Here is an 18,188-nt window from a genome sequence, read left to right on the forward strand (position 1 = left end):
CAAAATCATAACATATAATGAAGGTATTTTTCAAACTTTGCGCGAGAAATATGAACGAATGACGCATATTCACAGAGCTTCGGCGTTTAGGCCCGCGTTAGGCAGCCGCCAGACGAAGCGGAAGGCGTACAGCGCGTATCTGTGAGAACCCGGAGGCCAGAGCGCGAGGAAGTCGTCGGGACATCCGCGGTTTTTCACCGGAGTGCCGGCGAGCCCAGCGTCCTCGCCGCGCACCATGAGACAGAGAGTCAGCATGTTTCTTTCCTCGTTCAGCTCGAACCGCGCGCCGAGCACGCCGTCGGCTCTCGGCTGCCCTCCCGTGGTCCTGAAGTCGCGCGTATAGAATTTTTCGCCGTCGGTCCAGCATTCGAGAGCGCGGAAGAGAAATAGGCGCGCGCCTTTCGGTATTTCGTACTTCTCTTCCGTTCGGCTGCGGAGGCGCAGAGTACTGCCGGAGACGTTAGTCACGGTCAGCGGCGCGCTCTCCGGGTACGCGTCCGGAAAGAGCACCCAGTTTTTAACGGAGCTGCTTTTGTCCCACAGCCCCATGTCGAAACTGCCGGAATCCGGCGCGCGCGTGAGCTTCGGCGACGCATCGTACACGCTCCCCGCGCACGGCTCGGAGCTTCTCGAGCCTTCGGGGAAAGCGTAGGCGACGCGGAGGCGTCCGCCCTCTACGGAAACGGCGCCGTCCCAGCTGAAAGGCGCGGCGAGCTTTGAGCCGAAGGCTTTTTTATATTCCGACGGGTTTGACGGCATGCCGAGGCCGCAGAAGCGCAGAGGCATTTTCAGCACGGCCGCGACCGTTCCGGCGCGGCGTTCCGCCACGCGCTCGTCGCGGCAAAGCCTGTAAAGGCGCGCGGCGTTTCTGAGTCCGGCGAAAACCGGCGGAGCGACGGCGGCTGCGAGCGTCAGCGCTACTATCAGTTCGACAGTCGCGAATGCGCGCAGTCTGCCGGAGGCCGCGGCTTCAGCGCAGGTTCGTTTGAGGAACGACAACCACATTCCCGCCCTTTCCGTCCGTCCCCGTCAGCGTCACCCGTCTCAGCCCGACCCCTTCGGCGTAGACGGTCTCAGAGGAGAGCACTCCTTCAGGAGTTTCGCCCGAGAGCAGCTCCGCTATCGCCTCGGCCTTCGCCGTTTCGGCGACCACGGCGCTCCGCGAGCGTGACAAAAGTCCCGCGCACGATGAGAATATCGATACCGCGGCTGTCAGGAACACCGCCGCCGCAACAAGCGCCGCGAGGGTCTCTATCAGCAGGAAGCCCCGCCGCCTGCGCGTCACTGCCGCAGGCACTCGACGAGCTCTTCGCGCGACGATGCAAGTCCCAGCGCCTCTTCGCGCGTTATAGTCCCGCTGCGGCAAAGCGCCGCGAGCGACTGCTCCATCGTGCGCATTCCCAACGTAGCCCCGGAGCGCATGGCGTCCCTTATTTGCGAACTTTTGCCGTCTCTGATACAGCTTTTTACTGCGCCTGTCGCCAGCAGCAGCTCCGCCGCTACTGCGCGGCCTTCCGAACCGGCGCGGCGCGCGAGGCGCTGCGACATCACGCCGGTCAGCGACTCCGCCAACCGGGCGCGCACGGAGCCGCGGTCGTGCGGCGGGAAAAATCCGCACATTCTCTCCAACGAACCGACGGCGCTCCCGGTATGCAGCGTGGATAGGACTAGGTGCCCGGTTTCTGCGGCGTTCATCGCCGCGCCGGCCGTCTCAGCGTCGCGGAGCTCTCCTATCATTATGACGTCAGGGTCCTGCCTCATGGCGCGGCGCAGGGCTTCGGCGAAGCCTCGCGTGTCGCCGCCGGCCTCTCGCTGATGGATGAGGGCCCGCTTAGGCTCGAATATATATTCTATAGGATCCTCTATCGTAATTATATGCGCCGGGGCCGACGAGTTGATTTCTTCCAGCATCGCGGCCAGCGTCGTAGATTTACCTGCCCCGGAGGGCCCCGTGACGAGAAAGAGCCCGCTGCGGGCGCGTGATATTTCTTTGAGGGCCGCCGGAAGACCGAGCTCGTCTATGCGCTTCACCGCCGGCGGAACGATGCGCATCGCGGCGGCGGCGCGCCCGCGGCTGTACGAGAGATTGACGCGCAGCCGCACGTCCATGCCGCCGGCCTCTACGGTGCAGCCGTAGTCAAGCTCGTGTTCCGTCCGAAAAAGTCCGGCGGCGGGACAGCGCGTTTCTTCGAGCATAACGGCGAAGTCGGCGGCGGAAAAAACTCGCGCGCCGGCCTCGCGCAGTTCGCCGCCTGCGCGAAGCATCACGGCGCCGCCCTCGTCGACATGCATATCGCTCGCCGATAGTTCAAGCGCTTCGCGAAGTATTTCAATAAACGCGGATTCTGCCATGTCCGTTCCTCCAAACACGTTATTCGGCCTGCGTCGCGAACAGGGTTTCCTCAAGGCTTGTTTCGCCCGCAAGCGTTTTTCTGAGGGCCGCCTCGCGCAGCGTCTCCATCCCGAACCGTCTGGCTTCCCGGCGAAGCTCGTCCGAGGAAGCGCCGTCGTATATCATGCGCCGCAGCCCGCTCCCCACCGGCATAATCTCGGCGACGACGGTGCGCCCCGAATATCCGGTGAAGCGGCACTCGGGGCAGCCGGCTGGCTCGTAAACCCAGGCGCCGACCGCGGAGAGGCCGAGCTCGGCCGCCGCACCGCGCGCGTCCGCCCTTTTTCTACATGACGGACAGAGTTTCCGTACCAGCCTCTGCGCCGCGACGGCGCGAAGCGAGGAAGCGAGGAGAAACGGCGGCACGCCCATATCGACAAGCCTGCCGACGGACGACGGCGCATCGTTGGTATGGAGAGTGCTGAGGACGAGGTGGCCCGTGAGCGCCGCGCGCACAGCGAGATGCGCGGTTTCCGAGTCGCGTATCTCGCCTATCATTATCACGTCTGGGTCCTGCCGAAGTATAGAGCGCAGCGCGCCGCCGAAGGTCAGCCCTATTTTTTCGTTTATCTGCATCTGGGTGACGCCCTTTATCGTATATTCTACCGGGTCTTCTATCGTCACGATGTTCTTCGACGGCTCGTTGAGCATGCTGAGCAGCGAGTAGAGCGTAGTCGATTTGCCGGAGCCGGTAGGCCCTGTGAGCAGTACGATGCCGTTCGGCGAGGATATCGCCTCGCGAAGCGCGCGGCGCTCGCGTTCGCCGAAGCCCAGATCTTCAAGCCCCGCCGCTCCGCCTCCGCGCCGCAGCAGGCGCATGACTATTTTCTCGCCGAATATCGACGGCAGAGACGAAACGCGGACGTCGATACAGTTTCCAGCGCTTCTGAAAAGTATGCGCCCGTCCTGCGGGCGGCGCTTTTCCGAAATGTCCATTCCTGCGAGTATCTTTACGCGCGCGGCGAGCGCCGGATGCAGCGCCGGCGGTATATCCGCCCCGTGCGACAACCTGCCGTCTATTCTGAAGCGGACGCGCGTCCCGTCTTCCAAAGGCTCTATGTGTATGTCCGAGGCCCTTTCGCGCGCGGCCTGCTCAAGCAGGCTGTTTACAAGCCGCGCAACAGGCGCGGAGCCGGCTTCCGCTTCAATCGAGCCCGGCTTTTCCAAGGCGGCATCGCGGGCTCCGCCGTCAGCGGCGGCGGCGTCGGCGCTGCCTCTAACGCGGTAATGGGCTACGGCGGCACGTTCTATGTCGCCGCGCGCAGCGACTTTTGGAGACGGCTCGCGCCCGGTCAGCAGCCTAAGTTCGTCGGCGGCCTCCATGTCGAGCGGGTCCGCCGTCGCAACGGCTATGCCCCCGTCCGGCGTAACGAAAAGCGGCATGACGCAGAGCCTCGCCGCGACGCCTTCAGGAACGAGCGAGAGCGCCTCCGCGGTAGGACGCATATCACCGAACGTCAGAAGCGGCAGGCCGAGCGATCGCGCCAGCGCCGCCGCGATCCGGCTTTCCGTGACATAGCCGCGCGATACCAGCACTTCGTCGAGCTTAAGCCCCGTTCTTTTCCGCCGCTCAAGCGCGTCGTCCAAAAGCTCCCGAGTAATAGCCCCGTCCTTCAGCAATATTTCGCCGAGCGCCGGCACGGAGCGCGGCCGCCCTTCCATCGCGGGTCCTCAGCGCCTCAGCGCTGCGTCCGGCAGGTCTACGGCCTCCACCGGCCCGGACGGAATGTCGATTATATAAGGGACTGCGATAAATGCCATCTGTGATTTCGTGTGCTGCGTAGTGCGTGTCTTGAACAGCTCGCCGAGTATCGGGACGTAACCGAGCACCGGCACCCGCGATACGTTGTTCGTCTTGTTTTCCTGATACAGCCCACCGATGACGAAGAGCTCTCCGTCACGGACGCGGACGCTCGTATCTACCTCGCGCTTCGTCGTCTCCGGCGCCTCCGAGTCGCCTGAGCGGCGAAAAGCCACGATTTCGCCCGTCGATATCTTCATGTTTATGGTTATGTAGCCGTCGCGCCCAAGCGTCGGAGTGAATTCCAGCATAGGCCCGGTCTCCTGATTGGTGAATTCAGGGTTGCCGTTCTCGTCCACGCCGGACTGATACAGATAGTTGTGCGTAAGGCGTACGGAGGCTTTACGCCCGTCGAGCGCGGCGACGGACGGAGAGGCGAGCACCTTGCCTTTGTTGTCCGACTCCATAGCGCGCAGCGCAGCGTCCACCATCTTCATCGCGGAATCAGCAAGATAACTTGGGAATCCGGCGTCGTTATCCGTACCGCCGATCGAAGGCAGTTCTCCGGGGCGCGTGGTCCCGGTCGGATCGACGTTCGGCGTCACCGAGCCGTTGCCGTAGGTGTAGCGTCCGCCGAGCCCGGCCGAGCCGTAGGAGAATATCCATCCGTTGTAGACTGCGGCGAGCGTAGACTCGAATTCTTGGCGCGCGCCGTCGTTTATCTCTACGAGCCGCGCCTCTATCATTATCTGCTTGCCTGGACTGTCGAGGCGGTTCAGCAGCGCTTCTACGCACCTGTGCCCCTCCGGCGAGGATGTTATGTAAAGGCAGCGCGTCCGCTCGTCTGCAACGGCCTTGACTTCGAGCGACATGATCGACGTAATCAGCGCGGGGAGCTTCTTGATATCGGCATAAGAAACGCTGTAGCGGCGCGTCGTGACCGTGCCGAGCATCTTTGCTACGGCGGACGGCGAGCCGACTACGAGAGTCTTTCCGGAAACCGAATATGTAAGTCCGTTCATCCGCATAAGCCACGAAAAAACCTCGCTGAACGGAGCTTTCGAGAATGAGAACGTCGTAGGATGGTCGGGGACTGACGCGTCAAGCACAAGGTCGAGCCCGCGCAGCTTGGCGAGCATACGGAAAACGTCGCGCAGAGGCGCGCCGCGCAGCTCAAGCGTGACCGGCGACGATACGGAAAGCGGATCGCCGGGAGGCGGAGCGGGGCCTTTGGGCGACGGCGGCTTCGGCATATCCAGAGGCGTTTCAAGAATCAGCCTGTGGCGCGACGAGCCCGCCATTCCAGCGAGGCTTTTAACGGCGAGCGGACGAGGCCCGATGACCTCCAGGAGCACGCCGTCCGAAACCGGCGACACACGAATTTCGTCAACAAGCGGTATGTCGTCGTAGCGGCGCGTCCAGCGTTCGCCTTGCGTCCTCTCGATTTTAAGCACATCCCAGCCGAAATCGTTCCACCAGTCCTTTCTATCGGCGTTCCGGGGAAAACGCGCGCCGCGCCAGAAAAAAGCGGCGGCCGCGCCGTCCCTGTTCACCGCGGCGGGCAGCGGCATATCCGTGCCGCGAAACTCAAGCAGAAGCTGGTTCGAACCGATCTGATAAACGCGCACGGCCTCGACGGACGGAGCACGCCCGTCGATCTTCCTCGCCGGGGCCTGAACAGCGAAGGCTTCCCCGCACACGGCCAGAACGAAAACCACGGCACAAACAGCCAGCCTCGCTACAATCCTGCGACGTATTCCCTGTCCGCCCATCGCCACGTCACTCCGTCAGAGCTTATCCTCACAACGCGCCCGGCGCCGGCGCCGAAAACGTCGCCGGCTCTGAACACGGATCCGGGCATTTCCCCGTCTATATCCAGAACGCAGACGCTTTCGCCCCCGAGCACGGCGAGCGCTTTCAAAATCACAGTCGGCGCGTAATCAGGAAGCCTGCCTCCGCCCGCGGCATCGCCGCCGGGAACAAAAAAAGAGACGGGCGAAGCGGCCTCCGGAGCGCCGCCGCGCACGCTCAGCACGCCGGATTTTACATAATCGTCATAAAGCGCGCGGTCGAGCGCAAACCTTTTCGCCTCTTCCACAGCTTTCACATCGGGAGAAAAACTCTGTCCGGTCCGCGGCTCCGCCGCGCGCAGGCGGCAGATCCGCTCCGCACATCCAAGCAGGAACGCCGCGGAAAGCATAAACATAAGCGAAACAGCGGCGGCCCGTCCGTAAATACCGGACGAAGAGCCTAACCTATCCGCCAGTCCTTTCACGTGCCAACGCTGACCGTTCATCGCCCTACGACGCCGTCCTCGCCGGCTGTCGCGGAAATATCGACAGAAAAAGCGACTTCGCCGGACGGAACTCCTTCGATCGTCAGCTTGGACAAACGCGCTGCGTAAGGAAACGACCTGAGAGACGCCAGGAACTTTCGGAGACGCCGGTATTCGGCGCTCCCGGCCACGCTAAACAACGCCTCGCCCCCCCGCACGGAAACGCCGGAGACCTTGGCCCTCTCCAGCCCGTTGGCGGAAACGGCGTCAAGCAGAGCGGAATAAAACTTATTCGCCGACTCTGGAGAGGCCGGAGCGGACGGAGCGCCGCGAAGCAGCCCCTCGTACTTTTCAAGCGTCGCCTCGCGAGACCCAGCGGCGGAAAGAAGAGCCGCCGACTCGCGCGCAGCCGCATCCATAGCGCCGTATTCCGCGCGCAGACAATTCAGCGCAGACAGCCCGGCGGCAGCCGACACAACGGCGGTCAAGGCGGCGGCGCACAGCGCCGTGCGGGAAAGCAGGCCGCGGCTCGTCACGCAGCAAGCCCCCGCCGCCAGTACACGACAAAAGCCGCACATGAGGACAGCATCACGCGCCTGATATCTTTGAGCTTTACGTTAATTGAAAAGGACTTCACCGAGACGCCTCTGCCCTCGTCCGAAGCGACGGCAGGAACCCCGACGTCTTCAACGGCCGCCAATCGCGCCAGAGCGTCAGCGAAAGCAAGCACGTCACCGTCGCTGAACGCTGTCCCCTTGACAAGAGCCGAGCCGGGCGACATCTCTATACATTCGACAGTCACCTTCGAACCGCACGCCGCAACGCCGTCAAGAAACTCAAGCGCCGGAACGCCCCCGAATACGAAATCAACATTCCGAGCGGCTGCCGATTCCGACGAGCGAAGCTCTTTCAGCGCGGAGGCCGCAGACGCTGCACGTTCCTCATAGATTTTATTTTCGACAGAAAGATTTTTAGCTGTTTTTAAAGACAGAAAAGCTTTTGCCGAAGCTGCGGCAAAAGCTGCTGCGCATAGAAAAAAGATACACAAGGATACGGCGCATAAAACTCCTGCGCGTTTAGCCGCGCGTTCCGTTCGCTCGTCAAGCCTATCCGGTCTTAGGTCAAGCCGGACGGTCATAATCTCTCAGAGCGAGGCCGAGCGCCGCGATCCATCCGTCCTCGGCAGGAAACTCCATGCCGAAACGCCGCTCCGGAAACGCCTCGCTCACGCCGCATTCCGGGAAGGCATCCTCGATCGCCGCGCGAAGCCTCCCCGACGCGAGCGGCCCGAATACCGTCAGCGAATCGAATACGAAGCCGCCGTTGCGCGAAAGCCCGAACTCCACAGACGCGCGCACTCCGCCAGCCAGCGCCGCGGCCCGTTCGTCAAGCGTTGCGCCGCATTCGCCGTAAGGGACAGTTTTATAGAATATGCCGTTTCCCCGCCACAAAAATATAACAAGGGCGTTATCAACTCCGGCATAGAGCAAAACACGCCCGCCGCCGCACGTGCCGCCGAAAGAAACCGCACGTTCTACGGCAGTCTGCTCAGGCTCCACGGACGCGAATCTAAAGCCGCGCGACCGCGCTGCGCCCAATACCGCCTCGACAGGCTTACGGCGCGCCGCCGCCACAGAAAAACGGCGCTCAGAAGAGCCGCCGTCGGACGGATATTCTATCTCATCCAAATCATACACACACTCGCCGTCGCCAAACGGAAAGTGCCTGTCCAATTCGTATCTGAACGCTTTCCTGGCCTCTGAGCGAGTAAGTCCCGGCATAGAGGCGACGCGCAGAAGCGACTCAGCCATCGGCAGCGCAAAGTGCACACGCCGTCTTCGAGCATGTTTTACCGACGAGGAAACAAAACGAAAAATCTCAGACAACTCTTCACTTCCGGCAGAAAAAAGCGAGCCGCCCGTAAAAAACGGCCGCGGCAGCTCACCGGAAGACGACGCGGCGACACGCCCGCCGTCCGCTCCATCAAGCTCCAGATACACATATGAGCGGCTTCCGACATAGAGCCCGGCCGACACGCTTCTCTTATCAAACAGCACGCCGCAGGCCCCCTTCGAACGCTAAGATAGAAATCCACTGCAAATTCTAAGTTATATAGCACAATTACATTACTACTGATGTATTTACTATATCATACGATGAGATAAAACACAATTATTTTGACCGAAAATTCATAACTACAGCATTTGCTTTTTCAAATCAAACAATAGGCTGAGCATAATCCGGAGGCATCGGCCTTTCGATTTTATATGTCTAACGCGGAACGGACTCGTCTTTATTTCAGCGGTATCGTGTATTCCGCAATGTTCTTGTGCCCCGGCCCGGCGTGGGGGTGCGAGCGGCCGGCGAGCTGTTTCTCAGCTAAGTATCTTTCCACGATGTCCGCTATTTCGAGATTGTTCAGGTCGGCGAACATGGCGTGCGTGTTGCCTTTTATGCCTATTTCAGGCAGATGGAGCACACGCGCGTCGCCGCCGCGTTTGTTTATCGCTTCGGCGAACTGTTTCGCCCATGTGAACGAAAGCCTCCATACGTTGACGTTGAATATCTCGCTCGGCTCCGCCGCGATGTTGTCGCCGTAGACTATAAGTATCGGGAATTTCGTCAGCTTCATGAAGGCCTCTTCCGAAACGCGGAACGGCAGCTCGGCATTCCACGAGGCTTCGTCGCCGTGCGCGACTTCTGGAAGTTTTTCGCCCTCCGGCAGGCAGATCTGTCCGGGCTCGAAGGCTATTATCGCCTTGACCGCGCCTTCCGGCGCTTCAATGCCGGCAGCCCAGCCGTATTGTCCGCTGTTTGAGTGAGTAACGAGTATCGCGGGGCCTGTCTGTTCAAGCAGCTCGTTCATTGTGCGCCCCATGACTTTGCGGTAGGCGTTGTCGCGCGGTTCGATTCCCGTGTCTGGCGTCTGCTGGCGGAAGAATTGCTCTACGGCGTCGGGCGTGCGCGGGAACTATACGCCGGGGAAGAAGTACGGCGCTTTGCCGTTCGCCCTGTCCCACACGCCGTTGCGGAAGGCGTCCCAGACGGAGCTTTCGTAAAGCACGGTCTCTATGTCGCTGCCGGTGTTCGGCGCGAGCGTGCGTCCGGCGCGCCCGCGGCGCGGCTGGTCGATGATGTAGGACGCCCATCCGCGGCGCGGCATAATCGCCATGAAGCCCTCGCGCCCGTCCGGCGTCGATTCGTAGCTGCGCCCCGACTGCCCGATGCCGTGCCACATTATAAGCGGATAGTCGCGCGCCTCCATCGGAATGAAGAACTGCGCGTATCCGTGGTCGCCGTGAAATGTCTCTCCGTTGTCGAGCTTCGTCACTGTGCCGCCGAAGAAGAGGCTCCCCATCGTGCGCAGCACTATAGGCCCGTCCCCGGCGCAGGCCGTCCCCGCAAAGAGGACGGCCGCGGCGAGCGCCGCAAGCGCCGTTTTTGCGTATCTTCCGAAAATCTTCATCTGAGTATAAAATCCGCCTTTCTTTATTTAATGTTATCTGTTATCTTTTCACGCGGCGCCGGACGCCGCGAAAGCAAAAAGCCAACAGCGCGCCGGCGTTCCGGAATCGCACGCCGCCGGCGTCAAGCGTTTATTTGGGGAACTGGGACGGAAAGCGCCGCACGCGGCGGCGCGCCCGCCCCACTATGGACGATCAGTCGTTGTTAAGGTTGTGAAAAATAGAAGGGCCTGTCTGCGCCTCGGAGAAAGTTTTCGCCGCGCGTTCCAGCTCCGCGCGTATCTTTATATGCTGCGGGCAGGCCTGTTCGCAGCGCCCGCATCTGACGCACTCCGAAGCCGGTTTCTTGCCGTGTCCCGCTACGAGCCATTCTTCCTGCGTTTTCGCGGAGTCGAGGTTGCCGTAGAGGATGTAGCAGTTCATAGCCGTGAACGTCCCCGATATGCCGATGTCGTTCGGGCACACCTTCGCGCAGTAGTTGCAGGTCGTGCAGGGGATTATCGGATATTTCCCCAGCTCTTCGCGAGCCTTCTCTATCACGGCCTGTTCCTTCTCGTCGAGCGGTTTGAAATCCTTCATGTAAGAGAGGTTGTCTTCCATCTGCCCGACGCTGCTCATTCCTGAGAGCACGGTTATGACGCCCTCGAGGCTCGCGGCGAAACGCACCGCCCACGAGGCGGCGGATGCTTTCGGATTCGCCTCTTCGAATACTTTGCGGACATTTTCCGGCGGCGTGGCGAGCATCCCGCCCTTGACAGGCTCCATGATCACGACCGGCTTGCCGTGACGGCGCGCGACTTCGTAGCAGCCGCGCGACTGTATCGCGGGGTTCTCCCAGTCCGCGTAGTTTATCTGGAGCTGTACGAATTCCACTTCCGGATGCGCGTTCAGTATCTCGTCGAGTTCTTCGGGCTTCGAGTGGAACGAGAATCCGATGTGCTTTATCAGCCCCTCGGCCTTCTTTTCCTGCACGAAGCTCCACATGTCGAAGTCGTCGAATACTTTCGTGCGCTGCTCGCCGAGGTTGTGGAGCAGGTAGAAGTCGAAATATCCCGCGCCCGTGCGCTCGAGCGACAGATTGAACTGCGCGATCGCGTCTTCGCGCGTCTTGCATTCTATCCAAGCGGCGTTTTTCGTCGCGAGCTGGTAGCTTTCGCGCGGGTAGCGCTCGACGAGCGCGGCGCGTATCGCCTCTTCGCTGCCGGGGTAGGCCCATGCCGTGTCGAAGTAGGTGAAGCCCGCCGCCAGGAATTTGTCGACCATCGTCTTGACCTGTTCGACGTCTATCGTTTCTCCGTTTTTCGGCAGGCGCATGAGGCCGAAGCCGAGTTTTTTGATGTTTTCGCCCAAATATGCCATTTCTATCAGTCTCCTGTTTTTCCGGCGGCCTTCCCATGCAGCCGCGTTTTTATCGTAACGGCGCGCCCCTCTGTACGCTTTGGTTATATTTTAGCGCCTGCGCGCTTGACGCGGAATTGTCGAAAATGATATAACGGCGTTTAGATTTTCTAAATGCCGGAGGCTTGCTATGAAAGACAGGCGTCTGCAAGTTTTTTTGACGGCGGCCGATGCCGGGAGTTTCGCCAAGGCGGCGGAGAAGCTCCTGCTTACGCCGGCCTCAGTGATGAATCAGATAAACGCGCTCGAAGCGGAGGTCGGCGCGCGGCTTTTTGAACGCACGAGCCGCGGCGTCTCTCTCACCGAGGCTGGGGAATCTTTCGCGGGAGATGCGAGGCGCATCGCGGAGGAGCTCGAAGAGGCGGCCGCGCGGGCGCGCGAGGCGGCTGACGGCGGGCCGCCGTGCGTCCGCGTCGGCACGTCGCTGCTGAATCCCGCGGGGGTGCTCGTCGACCTCGTCGGGCGTTCGCGCGGCGCGGCGCGCGGCGTGCAGATACAGATAGTGCCCTTCGAAGACGACGGCGCTTCGATATTGTCCACCATAGCGTCGCTCGGGCGCGGCATCGACATCATCGTCGGCTCGTGCGGCTCGCGTTTGTGGGAAAGTATGTGCGGCGTCAGGATACTCGGCGAGTATAACGTCTGCTGCGCGGTGCCGGCCGACCACAGGCTCGCGGGCGCGAAGTCGCTGCGCCCCGCGGACCTTCGCGGCGAGCGGCTCATGATGGGAAAGCGCGGCGATGCCGGCGTGCTCGACTCGCTTCGCGACATGCTCGAAAAAGATTATCCGGAAATCGAGATAGTGGACACGCCGTATTTTTACGACGCCGACATTTTTAATAAAAGCGAACGCGCCGGCTGCGTCCTTCTGACGCTCGACGCGTGGGCCGGCGTGCATCCGTCGCTAGTGACTCTGCCGGTCGAATGGGATTACCGTGTGCCCTACGGCCTGATTTTTTCAAAAACGCCGGCGCGCGCTGTGCGTATTTTTCTCGAAAGCCTCGGCCTGTAGCTCTGCATGAGCGCGGCCGCGCCGAAGACCGGCGGCGGACGTCCGCACGCCCCGGCTGCATAGCGATCTGAAAGCGGAGCGGACCGCACCTCATTTTTTCGCTCGCTCAGGATTAAGAAGCGTCTTTTTCCCCGAAAGCTCGGAGCGCATTATGACGGACTGGTTCGCGGCGGTCCGAGATGAAAGACGTTCTCCGTTTTTTATAACGTAGGCAGCCGCAGCGCGTCCGTTGTACCTCCGTATTGTTGTAATGCAAGACAAAGCGAAGTTTGCGGAAAGCGCGGCGTTTCGGTAAAAATATCGCCGCGCCGTCCGCGCGCGGTAATGATGTATAATGTGACGGTTGATAGGCATTTTGCTGCGAAAGGGAATTTTTGCGATGTTTTTGACGGACAGCCATTGTCACCTGAATAAAGAATATTTTCCGGACGGCCTCGCCGGAGCGTTCGAGCGCGCCGATGCGGCTGGCGTGCGGCGCATGATATTCGCCTCGTCCGATGTTGCGACGAGCCGCGAGGCCGCGGAAACGGCGCGCGTTCATACCGAAGCGCCTGAAATTTACGCGCTCGCTGGCGTGCATCCGCACGAGGCCGCGAATGTATCGCCGTCGTATCTCGACGAGATCCGCGAAATCGCGCGCGCGCCGCGCGTCGTCGCCGTGGGGGAGATAGGGCTTGACTACTTTTACGACATTTCGCCGCGCGACGTACAGCGCCGCGTCCTGCACGAACAGCTCGAGCTCGCGAAAGAACTGCGCCTGCCCGTCGTCATCCACGTCCGCGACGCGAAGGATAGAAACGAGGGAGACGCGAACGGCGAGCTGATTTCGATACTGCGCGAGCACGACGCCGGGAAAATAGGCGGAGTGATACACTGCTTCTCCGGCAGGACGGAGGACGCCGTGGCGGCGCTCGAGCTCGGATTTAATATCTCCTTCGCTGGGCCCGTGACATATCCGAAAAACACGGCGCTGCGCGAAGCCGCGCTGTCCGTGCCCCTCGACAGGATACTCTGCGAGACGGACTCGCCTTATCTTGCGCCGCAGGGATTCCGCGGAAAAACGAACGAACCCTGCCACGTGCGCGAAGTCTACGAATACGTGTCGATGCTGAAGGGCGTTTCTATGGAAGAATTTACCTCGGCGGTCAACGAAAACGTCGAAAGGCTGTTCGGTTTGGAGGCTCGCAATGTTTGAGTATAAAATAGTGGCGCGCTGCCCCGAGACAGGAGCGCGCGCCGGCGAGTTCACGACGCCGCACGGCGTGATAGAAACGCCGGTGTTCATGCCGGTCGGCACGCAGGCGACAGTAAAGGCGATGACGCCCGACGAGCTCGAAGGGCTCGGCGCTCAGATAATATTGGGCAACACATACCACCTGCACATGCGCCCCGGCGAGGACACGGTCGAAGAGGCCGGCGGGCTGCACCGCTTCATGAACTGGAAACGCCCGATACTGACCGACAGCGGCGGCTTCCAGGTGTTCTCGCTCGCGAAGCTCAACAAGATAACCGACGAAGGCGTGGAATTCCGCTCGCACATAGACGGAAGCCGCCATTTCATGCGCCCAGAGGACTCGATGACGATACAGCAGAAGCTCGGAAGCGACATAGCAATGTCCTTCGACGAGTGCGTCTCTTTGCCGACCACTCCCGAATACTCGCGCGAGGCGCTGGGCCGCACGATACGCTGGGCGCGCCGCTGCCGCGAATTCCACAGCCGCCGCGATCAGGCGCTATTCGGCATCGTGCAGGGCGCGCTCTACGAAGATCAGCGCATCGAATGTATAGAACGGCTTGAAGAGATAGGCGGCTTTCCGGGCTACGGCATAGGCGGCCTGTCGGTAGGAGAAAGCCACGCCGAGATGTACCGCGTGCTCGACGCTCTGAACCCGCACATGCCGCAGGACAAGCCGCGCTACCTCATGGGCGTCGGCTTCCCGACCAACTTGGTCGAGGGCGTCGCGCGCGGTATAGACATGTTCGACTGTGTGCTGCCGACGCGCAACGGGCGCAACGGACAGCTCCTGACGCGCTTCGGCAAAATGAACATAAAGAACCTCGCCTTCGCGCGAGACTTCACGCCGGTAGACCCTCAGTGCGGCTGCTACGTCTGCCGCAATTTCACGCGCGCCTACCTGCGTCACCTCTACATGGCGGGCGAGATACTCGCCGCGCGTCTCTGCAGCTGGCACAACCTCTACTTCCTCGTAAACCTCATGAAAGAGGCGCGCCGCGCGATAATCGAAGGCCGCTTCCCGGCCTTCCGCCGCGGATTCATGGAAAACTTCATGGGAGGCGCGTATCTTGACGGACGCCAGTAAAAGCTCCGCGAACACAGCGGAGAGGATGGGATTTGAACCAGAATCGCGGCTCGTAGACGAGCGCGTCGAATCGAGAATAAATACGCTGACGCTGGAGCAGCTTGAAGTAGTCCGGCGCGGCGCGGAAATAATAAAAAGCGGCGGCCTCGTCGCCTTCCCGACCGAAACCGTCTACGGCCTAGGCGCGAACGCGCTCGATGCGGAGGCCGTGCGCCGTATATACGAAACGAAGGGCCGCCCCTCCGATAACCCGCTCATCCTGCACGTATCGTCGATAGAAATGACGGAAGACCTCGTCGAAATCAACTGGCGCGCGCGTATGCTCATGGAAAGATTCTGGCCCGGGCCGCTCTCCATAGTGCTTCCGGCGAAAGAGATAATCCCGCCGCGGACGCGCGGCGGGCTGCCGACCGCGGCGGTGCGTATGCCAGACGGGGCCGTGGCGCTCGCGCTCATAAAATTCTCCGGCCTGCCGATAGCCGCGCCGAGCGCGAACATCAGCGGACGGCCGAGCCCGACCGACGCTGAGACTGTGCGCCGCGACGTCGGCGGCAAAATCCCGCTCGTCATAGACGGCGGCGAAACGCGTTTCGGCGTCGAATCGACGGTGATAGACATGACCGGAGAACACGCCGTCCTCCTGCGTCCCGGCGGCCTTGCGAAAGAGGCGCTCGAAGCGGAGCTCGGCGAAGAGGTCCTCCTGCCGCAGGACCAGAAAATAATAAAGCGCTCGCCCGGCACGCGCTACCGCCACTACGCGCCGGAAATCCCGCTGATACTCGCCGCGCCCGGCGAAATCCCGCAGGACGCGCAAAACTGGGCGTGGATGGGAATAGCCGAACCGAACGGCGCGCCCGCGAAAAAAGTGAAATTCCGCGACGCAGAAGAATACGCGCGCGAGCTCTTCCGCGCCATGCGCGCGCTCGAAAAAAGCGGCGTCTCCGTGATCTACGCGGAACTTCCAGGAGAACGGGGCATCGGCCTCGCGCTGAAAGACCGCCTTATACGGGCCGCCGGAAAATAGAAAAAACAGACGAGACAAAATCCGCGCCGGGCAGTCAAAAGCGCCATCATGCAGCACAAACATTTCGCAGCCGGTCAATGCGGATAGGCGAAAAAACAAATATTGTGCTTGACGATTTTCCACTCGGGTGATAATATACTCTGCGTTGCGGGCGGAAATAGCTCAGTTGGTAGAGCGATGGCCTTCCAAGCCGTAGGTCGCGGGTTCGAGTCCCGTTTTCCGCTCCAAATTCTCGCACAATGGGGCTGTAGCTCAGCGGGAGAGCACTTCCCTCGCACGGAAGGGGTCGGGCGTTCAAATCGCCTCAGCTCCACCAGAAATATCAAGGGTTTTCGGGACTTCTGAAAACCCTTTTTCTTTTCTCATTACTCCTTATTTACTCCATAAAATAATAACGTAAAAACCTTTATCAAAAAAGTAAAAACAAAGGCGAAGCCTAAGCCCCGCCCCTCTGCGATCTACATGTAGTGCTGTTTGATTATTCGGTGGACTCACCGCCTCAAAATCTGATGATGACATAAGAAACGCCGACGCCGCAGACGGCCTCCTTGCGGAACGGGTCGTACCCGCCGAAAAGCCCTACGGCCCACGGAGACGAAAGCCGCCTGTTCTGCTTCGCAAGCCTTTCGGTCTCCGCCTTCCACGCGGCGCGCTCGTCTGCGACGGCGGCCTCCAGTGTTTCGAATTCCTCCGCTATCTGCTCAAGGCTCGCGTTCTGCGCGGACAGGTACTCTCTGAGCGCCGTCAGCTCCGCCGCCTGGGTCTCTATGAGTTCGACCGTATCGCGCCCATCGCATACCGGCACAACGTATGCAGGCTCAGTCAGTTCGTAGCCCGCCGGCCGGAGTCTTATGTTCCCTGTATCGCCCGAGCAGGCCGTTCCAGCGGCGAGCAATATCGCTGTCACTATCAGCGCCGACATCGCGAACAGCTTTCTCTTTCGCATTCCGTATCACCTCCGGCAGTCTGTCCTTTTGCTTCTGCGCCTCAGCTATCGTCTCGGTTATCTTTTTTGACGCTTCTTCCGTGGCCGCAATCTCGCCGGCCGGCGCGCGTATGTCTGCGGCGTTCCGTGCATTAAGCCACACAGCGCACAGAGCGCCGGCGGCAAATACGGCGAGCGCCGCGACAATCCACAGCCATTTATGTTCGGCGAATATTTCTTTAACGCTCATCGTTCGGCCCTCTCGGCCGCTTCACGGCCTCATAGCCGGACTTCCCCGCGGCGGCAGCGAACACAACGCCACCGAAGTAGATACCCAGCTCCTTCGCGTTCGGCGGAACATCGCGCCCAAGCGCCCATGATAGGACGAAGACGAGCATCACAGCCGCCCACGTGAGTATCGCGAGAGGCTTGGTCCAGGGCAGAGTGTTGAGGTATTTGAAAAGCGCGCTCAGGTTGATCTTTCCGCCTATCTTGCAAGCAAGGCTTTTGAGTGCTTCCATTATTTTTCTTCCTTTCCTGCGTTTATCTGGAGCCGCTGGTCGACAATCCGCTCTATCCATCTGCCGCCCTTATGCACGGAGACGGCCACCATGGCGGCGATGCCGAACTCGCCGAGATTCAGCTCGTAGCCGACACAGGTCACGACGAACGCAAGGAACAGGTCAGAGATTATGCCGACGATGAACTTGATAAGGCTGAATCTCTCGCGTCCGAGGTGCTTTTGCAAGAAGTCGACGAAGCTCGTGACCAGACCGACGAGCAGGAACGGAAAGAGCAATGTGAAGACGTGGCGGCAGCTGTCGAGGAACTCGTTTATCTCGCGCTGGCTCATGGCTTCCCGACGGCTTCAATAATCCCCGCAGCAATCGCCTCCGCCGCCCTGTCCTGCCAAGCCGCAGAGACGAGCTGCGCGCGGTCGCCGTCGTTACTCACGAAGCCAAGCTCGACGAGTACCGCGGGCATAGATGTCTCGCGCAGCACGGCGTAATCGTTGGCCTTGACGCCGCGCCCGTGTAGCCCCGACGCGGAAAGCAGCCTGTCGTATATGGCGTGAGCCGCGCGCGTGGAGGCAGCGCTGCGTGTCGTGTGTACGTAGACCTCCATGCCGTTGGCTGACGTGCTGGGCGCAGAGTTGCAATGCACGCTAACGAACAGATCAGCCTCTGCGCGGTTGGCAATACGCGCGCGCTCCGACAGGCCGACGTACACGTCCTTCATGCGCGTATAGACGACCTCGTAGTCCGTGAGCAGCGCGCCGATTTTAAGAGCCACAACGAGCGCGATGTCCTTCTCGCGGACACCGCCAGCGCAGGCCCCGGGGTCTTTGCCGCCGTGTCCGGCGTCGATACAGATTTTCTTCATACGTTACACCTCCTGAAAGGCAATAAAAAAAGAGCCCAGAGGCTCCCGTGTGTGTATTTTGTGCGTTATTTCCAGCGGCCAATGGCGAACCAGCGAATAGGAATTGTCGATGTCGCCGATGGAGCTCCGGAAACGCCCCAGAATATTATCCTCAATGTTCCAGTTGCAGGAATGTAGTTTGATACCATCAGCCTGCGCCCTGGAAAGGTATTAAGAAAAGCTGCACCACTAATTATTGTATTTACAAATGCTG

At 60.7% G+C, this 18,188-nt stretch carries 21 protein-coding genes and 2 tRNA genes; 6 read left to right on the forward strand and 17 right to left on the reverse strand.

Annotated features, from left to right (window positions below; translation table 11 throughout):
• Positions 1–69 precede the first annotated feature (69 nt).
• The 12 genes from B5F39_RS11080 to B5F39_RS11130 all read right to left on the reverse strand — a co-directional run bounded on the left by B5F39_RS11080 (position 70) and on the right by B5F39_RS11130 (position 11,231).
• Positions 70–1,005 (reverse strand): hypothetical protein, encoded by a 936-nt coding sequence (locus tag B5F39_RS11080; RefSeq protein ID WP_143330728.1) that lies wholly within the window; start codon positions 1,003–1,005, stop codon positions 70–72.
• Positions 971–1,297, reverse strand: coding sequence for a hypothetical protein (locus B5F39_RS11085; protein ID WP_087367439.1), 327 nt, complete (start codon positions 1,295–1,297; stop codon positions 971–973). Before B5F39_RS11085 ends, B5F39_RS11080 begins: the two co-directional genes overlap by 35 nt.
• Entirely contained in the window at positions 1,282–2,352 is a 1,071-nt protein-coding gene (locus tag B5F39_RS11090) for a PilT/PilU family type 4a pilus ATPase (protein ID WP_087367441.1), read from the reverse strand. The genes B5F39_RS11085 and B5F39_RS11090 overlap by 16 nt, the downstream gene beginning before the upstream one ends.
• Before the next feature lie 19 nt (positions 2,353–2,371).
• Positions 2,372–4,054: a GspE/PulE family protein gene (locus B5F39_RS11095; protein ID WP_087367444.1), complete on the reverse strand. Its 1,683-nt coding sequence runs from the start codon at positions 4,052–4,054 to the stop codon at positions 2,372–2,374.
• 9 nt (positions 4,055–4,063) lie between these two features.
• Complete coding sequence (locus B5F39_RS11100) at positions 4,064–5,905, reverse strand: secretin N-terminal domain-containing protein (protein WP_087367448.1); 1,842 nt, start codon at positions 5,903–5,905, stop codon at positions 4,064–4,066.
• Complete coding sequence (locus B5F39_RS11105; RefSeq protein ID WP_158096029.1) at positions 5,872–6,240, reverse strand: hypothetical protein; 369 nt, start codon at positions 6,238–6,240, stop codon at positions 5,872–5,874. The genes B5F39_RS11100 and B5F39_RS11105 overlap by 34 nt, the downstream gene beginning before the upstream one ends.
• Positions 6,241–6,425: 185 nt before the next feature.
• A complete protein-coding gene (locus B5F39_RS11110; RefSeq protein ID WP_087367452.1) occupies positions 6,426–6,944 on the reverse strand; it encodes a hypothetical protein in 519 nt (172 codons plus the stop codon).
• Complete coding sequence (locus B5F39_RS11115) at positions 6,941–7,546, reverse strand: hypothetical protein (protein WP_087367455.1); 606 nt, start codon at positions 7,544–7,546, stop codon at positions 6,941–6,943. The genes B5F39_RS11110 and B5F39_RS11115 overlap by 4 nt, the downstream gene beginning before the upstream one ends.
• Positions 7,530–7,859 (reverse strand): hypothetical protein, encoded by a 330-nt coding sequence (locus B5F39_RS14095; RefSeq protein ID WP_143330730.1) that lies wholly within the window; start codon positions 7,857–7,859, stop codon positions 7,530–7,532. Before B5F39_RS14095 ends, B5F39_RS11115 begins: the two co-directional genes overlap by 17 nt.
• A gap of 842 nt (positions 7,860–8,701) precedes the next feature.
• A complete protein-coding gene (locus tag B5F39_RS14470) occupies positions 8,702–9,274 on the reverse strand; it encodes a hypothetical protein (RefSeq protein ID WP_204245110.1) in 573 nt (190 codons plus the stop codon).
• Positions 9,275–9,379: 105 nt separating this feature from the next.
• On the reverse strand, positions 9,380–9,874 hold the full coding sequence (locus tag B5F39_RS14475; protein WP_204245111.1) for a hypothetical protein: 495 nt from the start codon (positions 9,872–9,874) through the stop codon (positions 9,380–9,382).
• Positions 9,875–10,067: 193 nt separating this feature from the next.
• Positions 10,068–11,231 (reverse strand): aldo/keto reductase, encoded by a 1,164-nt coding sequence (locus B5F39_RS11130; RefSeq protein ID WP_087367462.1) that lies wholly within the window; start codon positions 11,229–11,231, stop codon positions 10,068–10,070.
• A gap of 169 nt (positions 11,232–11,400) precedes the next feature.
• On the opposite strand from B5F39_RS11130, the gene B5F39_RS11135 reads away from it, so the two are divergent.
• The 6 genes from B5F39_RS11135 (at position 11,401) to B5F39_RS11160 (ending at position 15,943) form a co-directional block, all read left to right on the forward strand.
• Positions 11,401–12,282: a LysR family transcriptional regulator gene (locus tag B5F39_RS11135; protein ID WP_087367464.1), complete on the forward strand. Its 882-nt coding sequence runs from the start codon at positions 11,401–11,403 to the stop codon at positions 12,280–12,282.
• Positions 12,283–12,661: 379 nt separating this feature from the next.
• A complete protein-coding gene (locus B5F39_RS11140) occupies positions 12,662–13,477 on the forward strand; it encodes a TatD family hydrolase (RefSeq protein ID WP_087367467.1) in 816 nt (271 codons plus the stop codon).
• The gene (gene tgt, locus B5F39_RS11145; RefSeq protein ID WP_087367471.1) at positions 13,470–14,603 is read left to right on the forward strand and encodes a tRNA guanosine(34) transglycosylase Tgt; all 1,134 of its coding nucleotides are present in this window, start codon (positions 13,470–13,472) and stop codon (positions 14,601–14,603) included. Before B5F39_RS11140 ends, tgt begins: the two co-directional genes overlap by 8 nt.
• 25 nt (positions 14,604–14,628) lie before the next feature.
• On the forward strand, positions 14,629–15,627 hold the full coding sequence (locus B5F39_RS11150) for an L-threonylcarbamoyladenylate synthase (protein WP_087367508.1): 999 nt from the start codon (positions 14,629–14,631) through the stop codon (positions 15,625–15,627).
• A gap of 151 nt (positions 15,628–15,778) precedes the next feature.
• A tRNA-Gly gene (locus B5F39_RS11155) sits at positions 15,779–15,854 on the forward strand.
• Between the two features lie 14 nt (positions 15,855–15,868).
• A tRNA-Ala gene (locus B5F39_RS11160) sits at positions 15,869–15,943 on the forward strand.
• A 183-nt stretch (positions 15,944–16,126) separates the two neighbouring features.
• On the opposite strand, the gene B5F39_RS11165 is transcribed toward B5F39_RS11160, so the two are convergent.
• The 5 genes from B5F39_RS11165 to B5F39_RS14480 form a co-directional block, all read right to left on the reverse strand.
• Positions 16,127–16,573, reverse strand: a complete 447-nt coding sequence (locus tag B5F39_RS11165) for a hypothetical protein (RefSeq protein WP_143330731.1) — start codon at positions 16,571–16,573, stop codon at positions 16,127–16,129.
• 218 nt (positions 16,574–16,791) lie between these two features.
• On the reverse strand, positions 16,792–17,073 hold the full coding sequence (locus B5F39_RS11175; protein ID WP_087367480.1) for a hypothetical protein: 282 nt from the start codon (positions 17,071–17,073) through the stop codon (positions 16,792–16,794).
• The gene (locus tag B5F39_RS11180) at positions 17,073–17,405 is read right to left on the reverse strand and encodes a hypothetical protein (protein ID WP_087367484.1); all 333 of its coding nucleotides are present in this window, start codon (positions 17,403–17,405) and stop codon (positions 17,073–17,075) included. Before B5F39_RS11180 ends, B5F39_RS11175 begins: the two co-directional genes overlap by 1 nt.
• On the reverse strand, positions 17,402–17,935 hold the full coding sequence (locus B5F39_RS11185; protein WP_087367486.1) for an N-acetylmuramoyl-L-alanine amidase: 534 nt from the start codon (positions 17,933–17,935) through the stop codon (positions 17,402–17,404). Before B5F39_RS11185 ends, B5F39_RS11180 begins: the two co-directional genes overlap by 4 nt.
• 65 nt (positions 17,936–18,000) lie before the next feature.
• Positions 18,001–18,188: hypothetical protein (locus tag B5F39_RS14480; RefSeq protein WP_204245112.1), on the reverse strand; the 188-nt coding region annotated here is incomplete at its 5' end.

Origin of the sequence: Cloacibacillus sp. An23 (assembly GCF_002159945.1) — a bacterium.
GTDB lineage: Bacteria > Synergistota > Synergistia > Synergistales > Synergistaceae > Caccocola.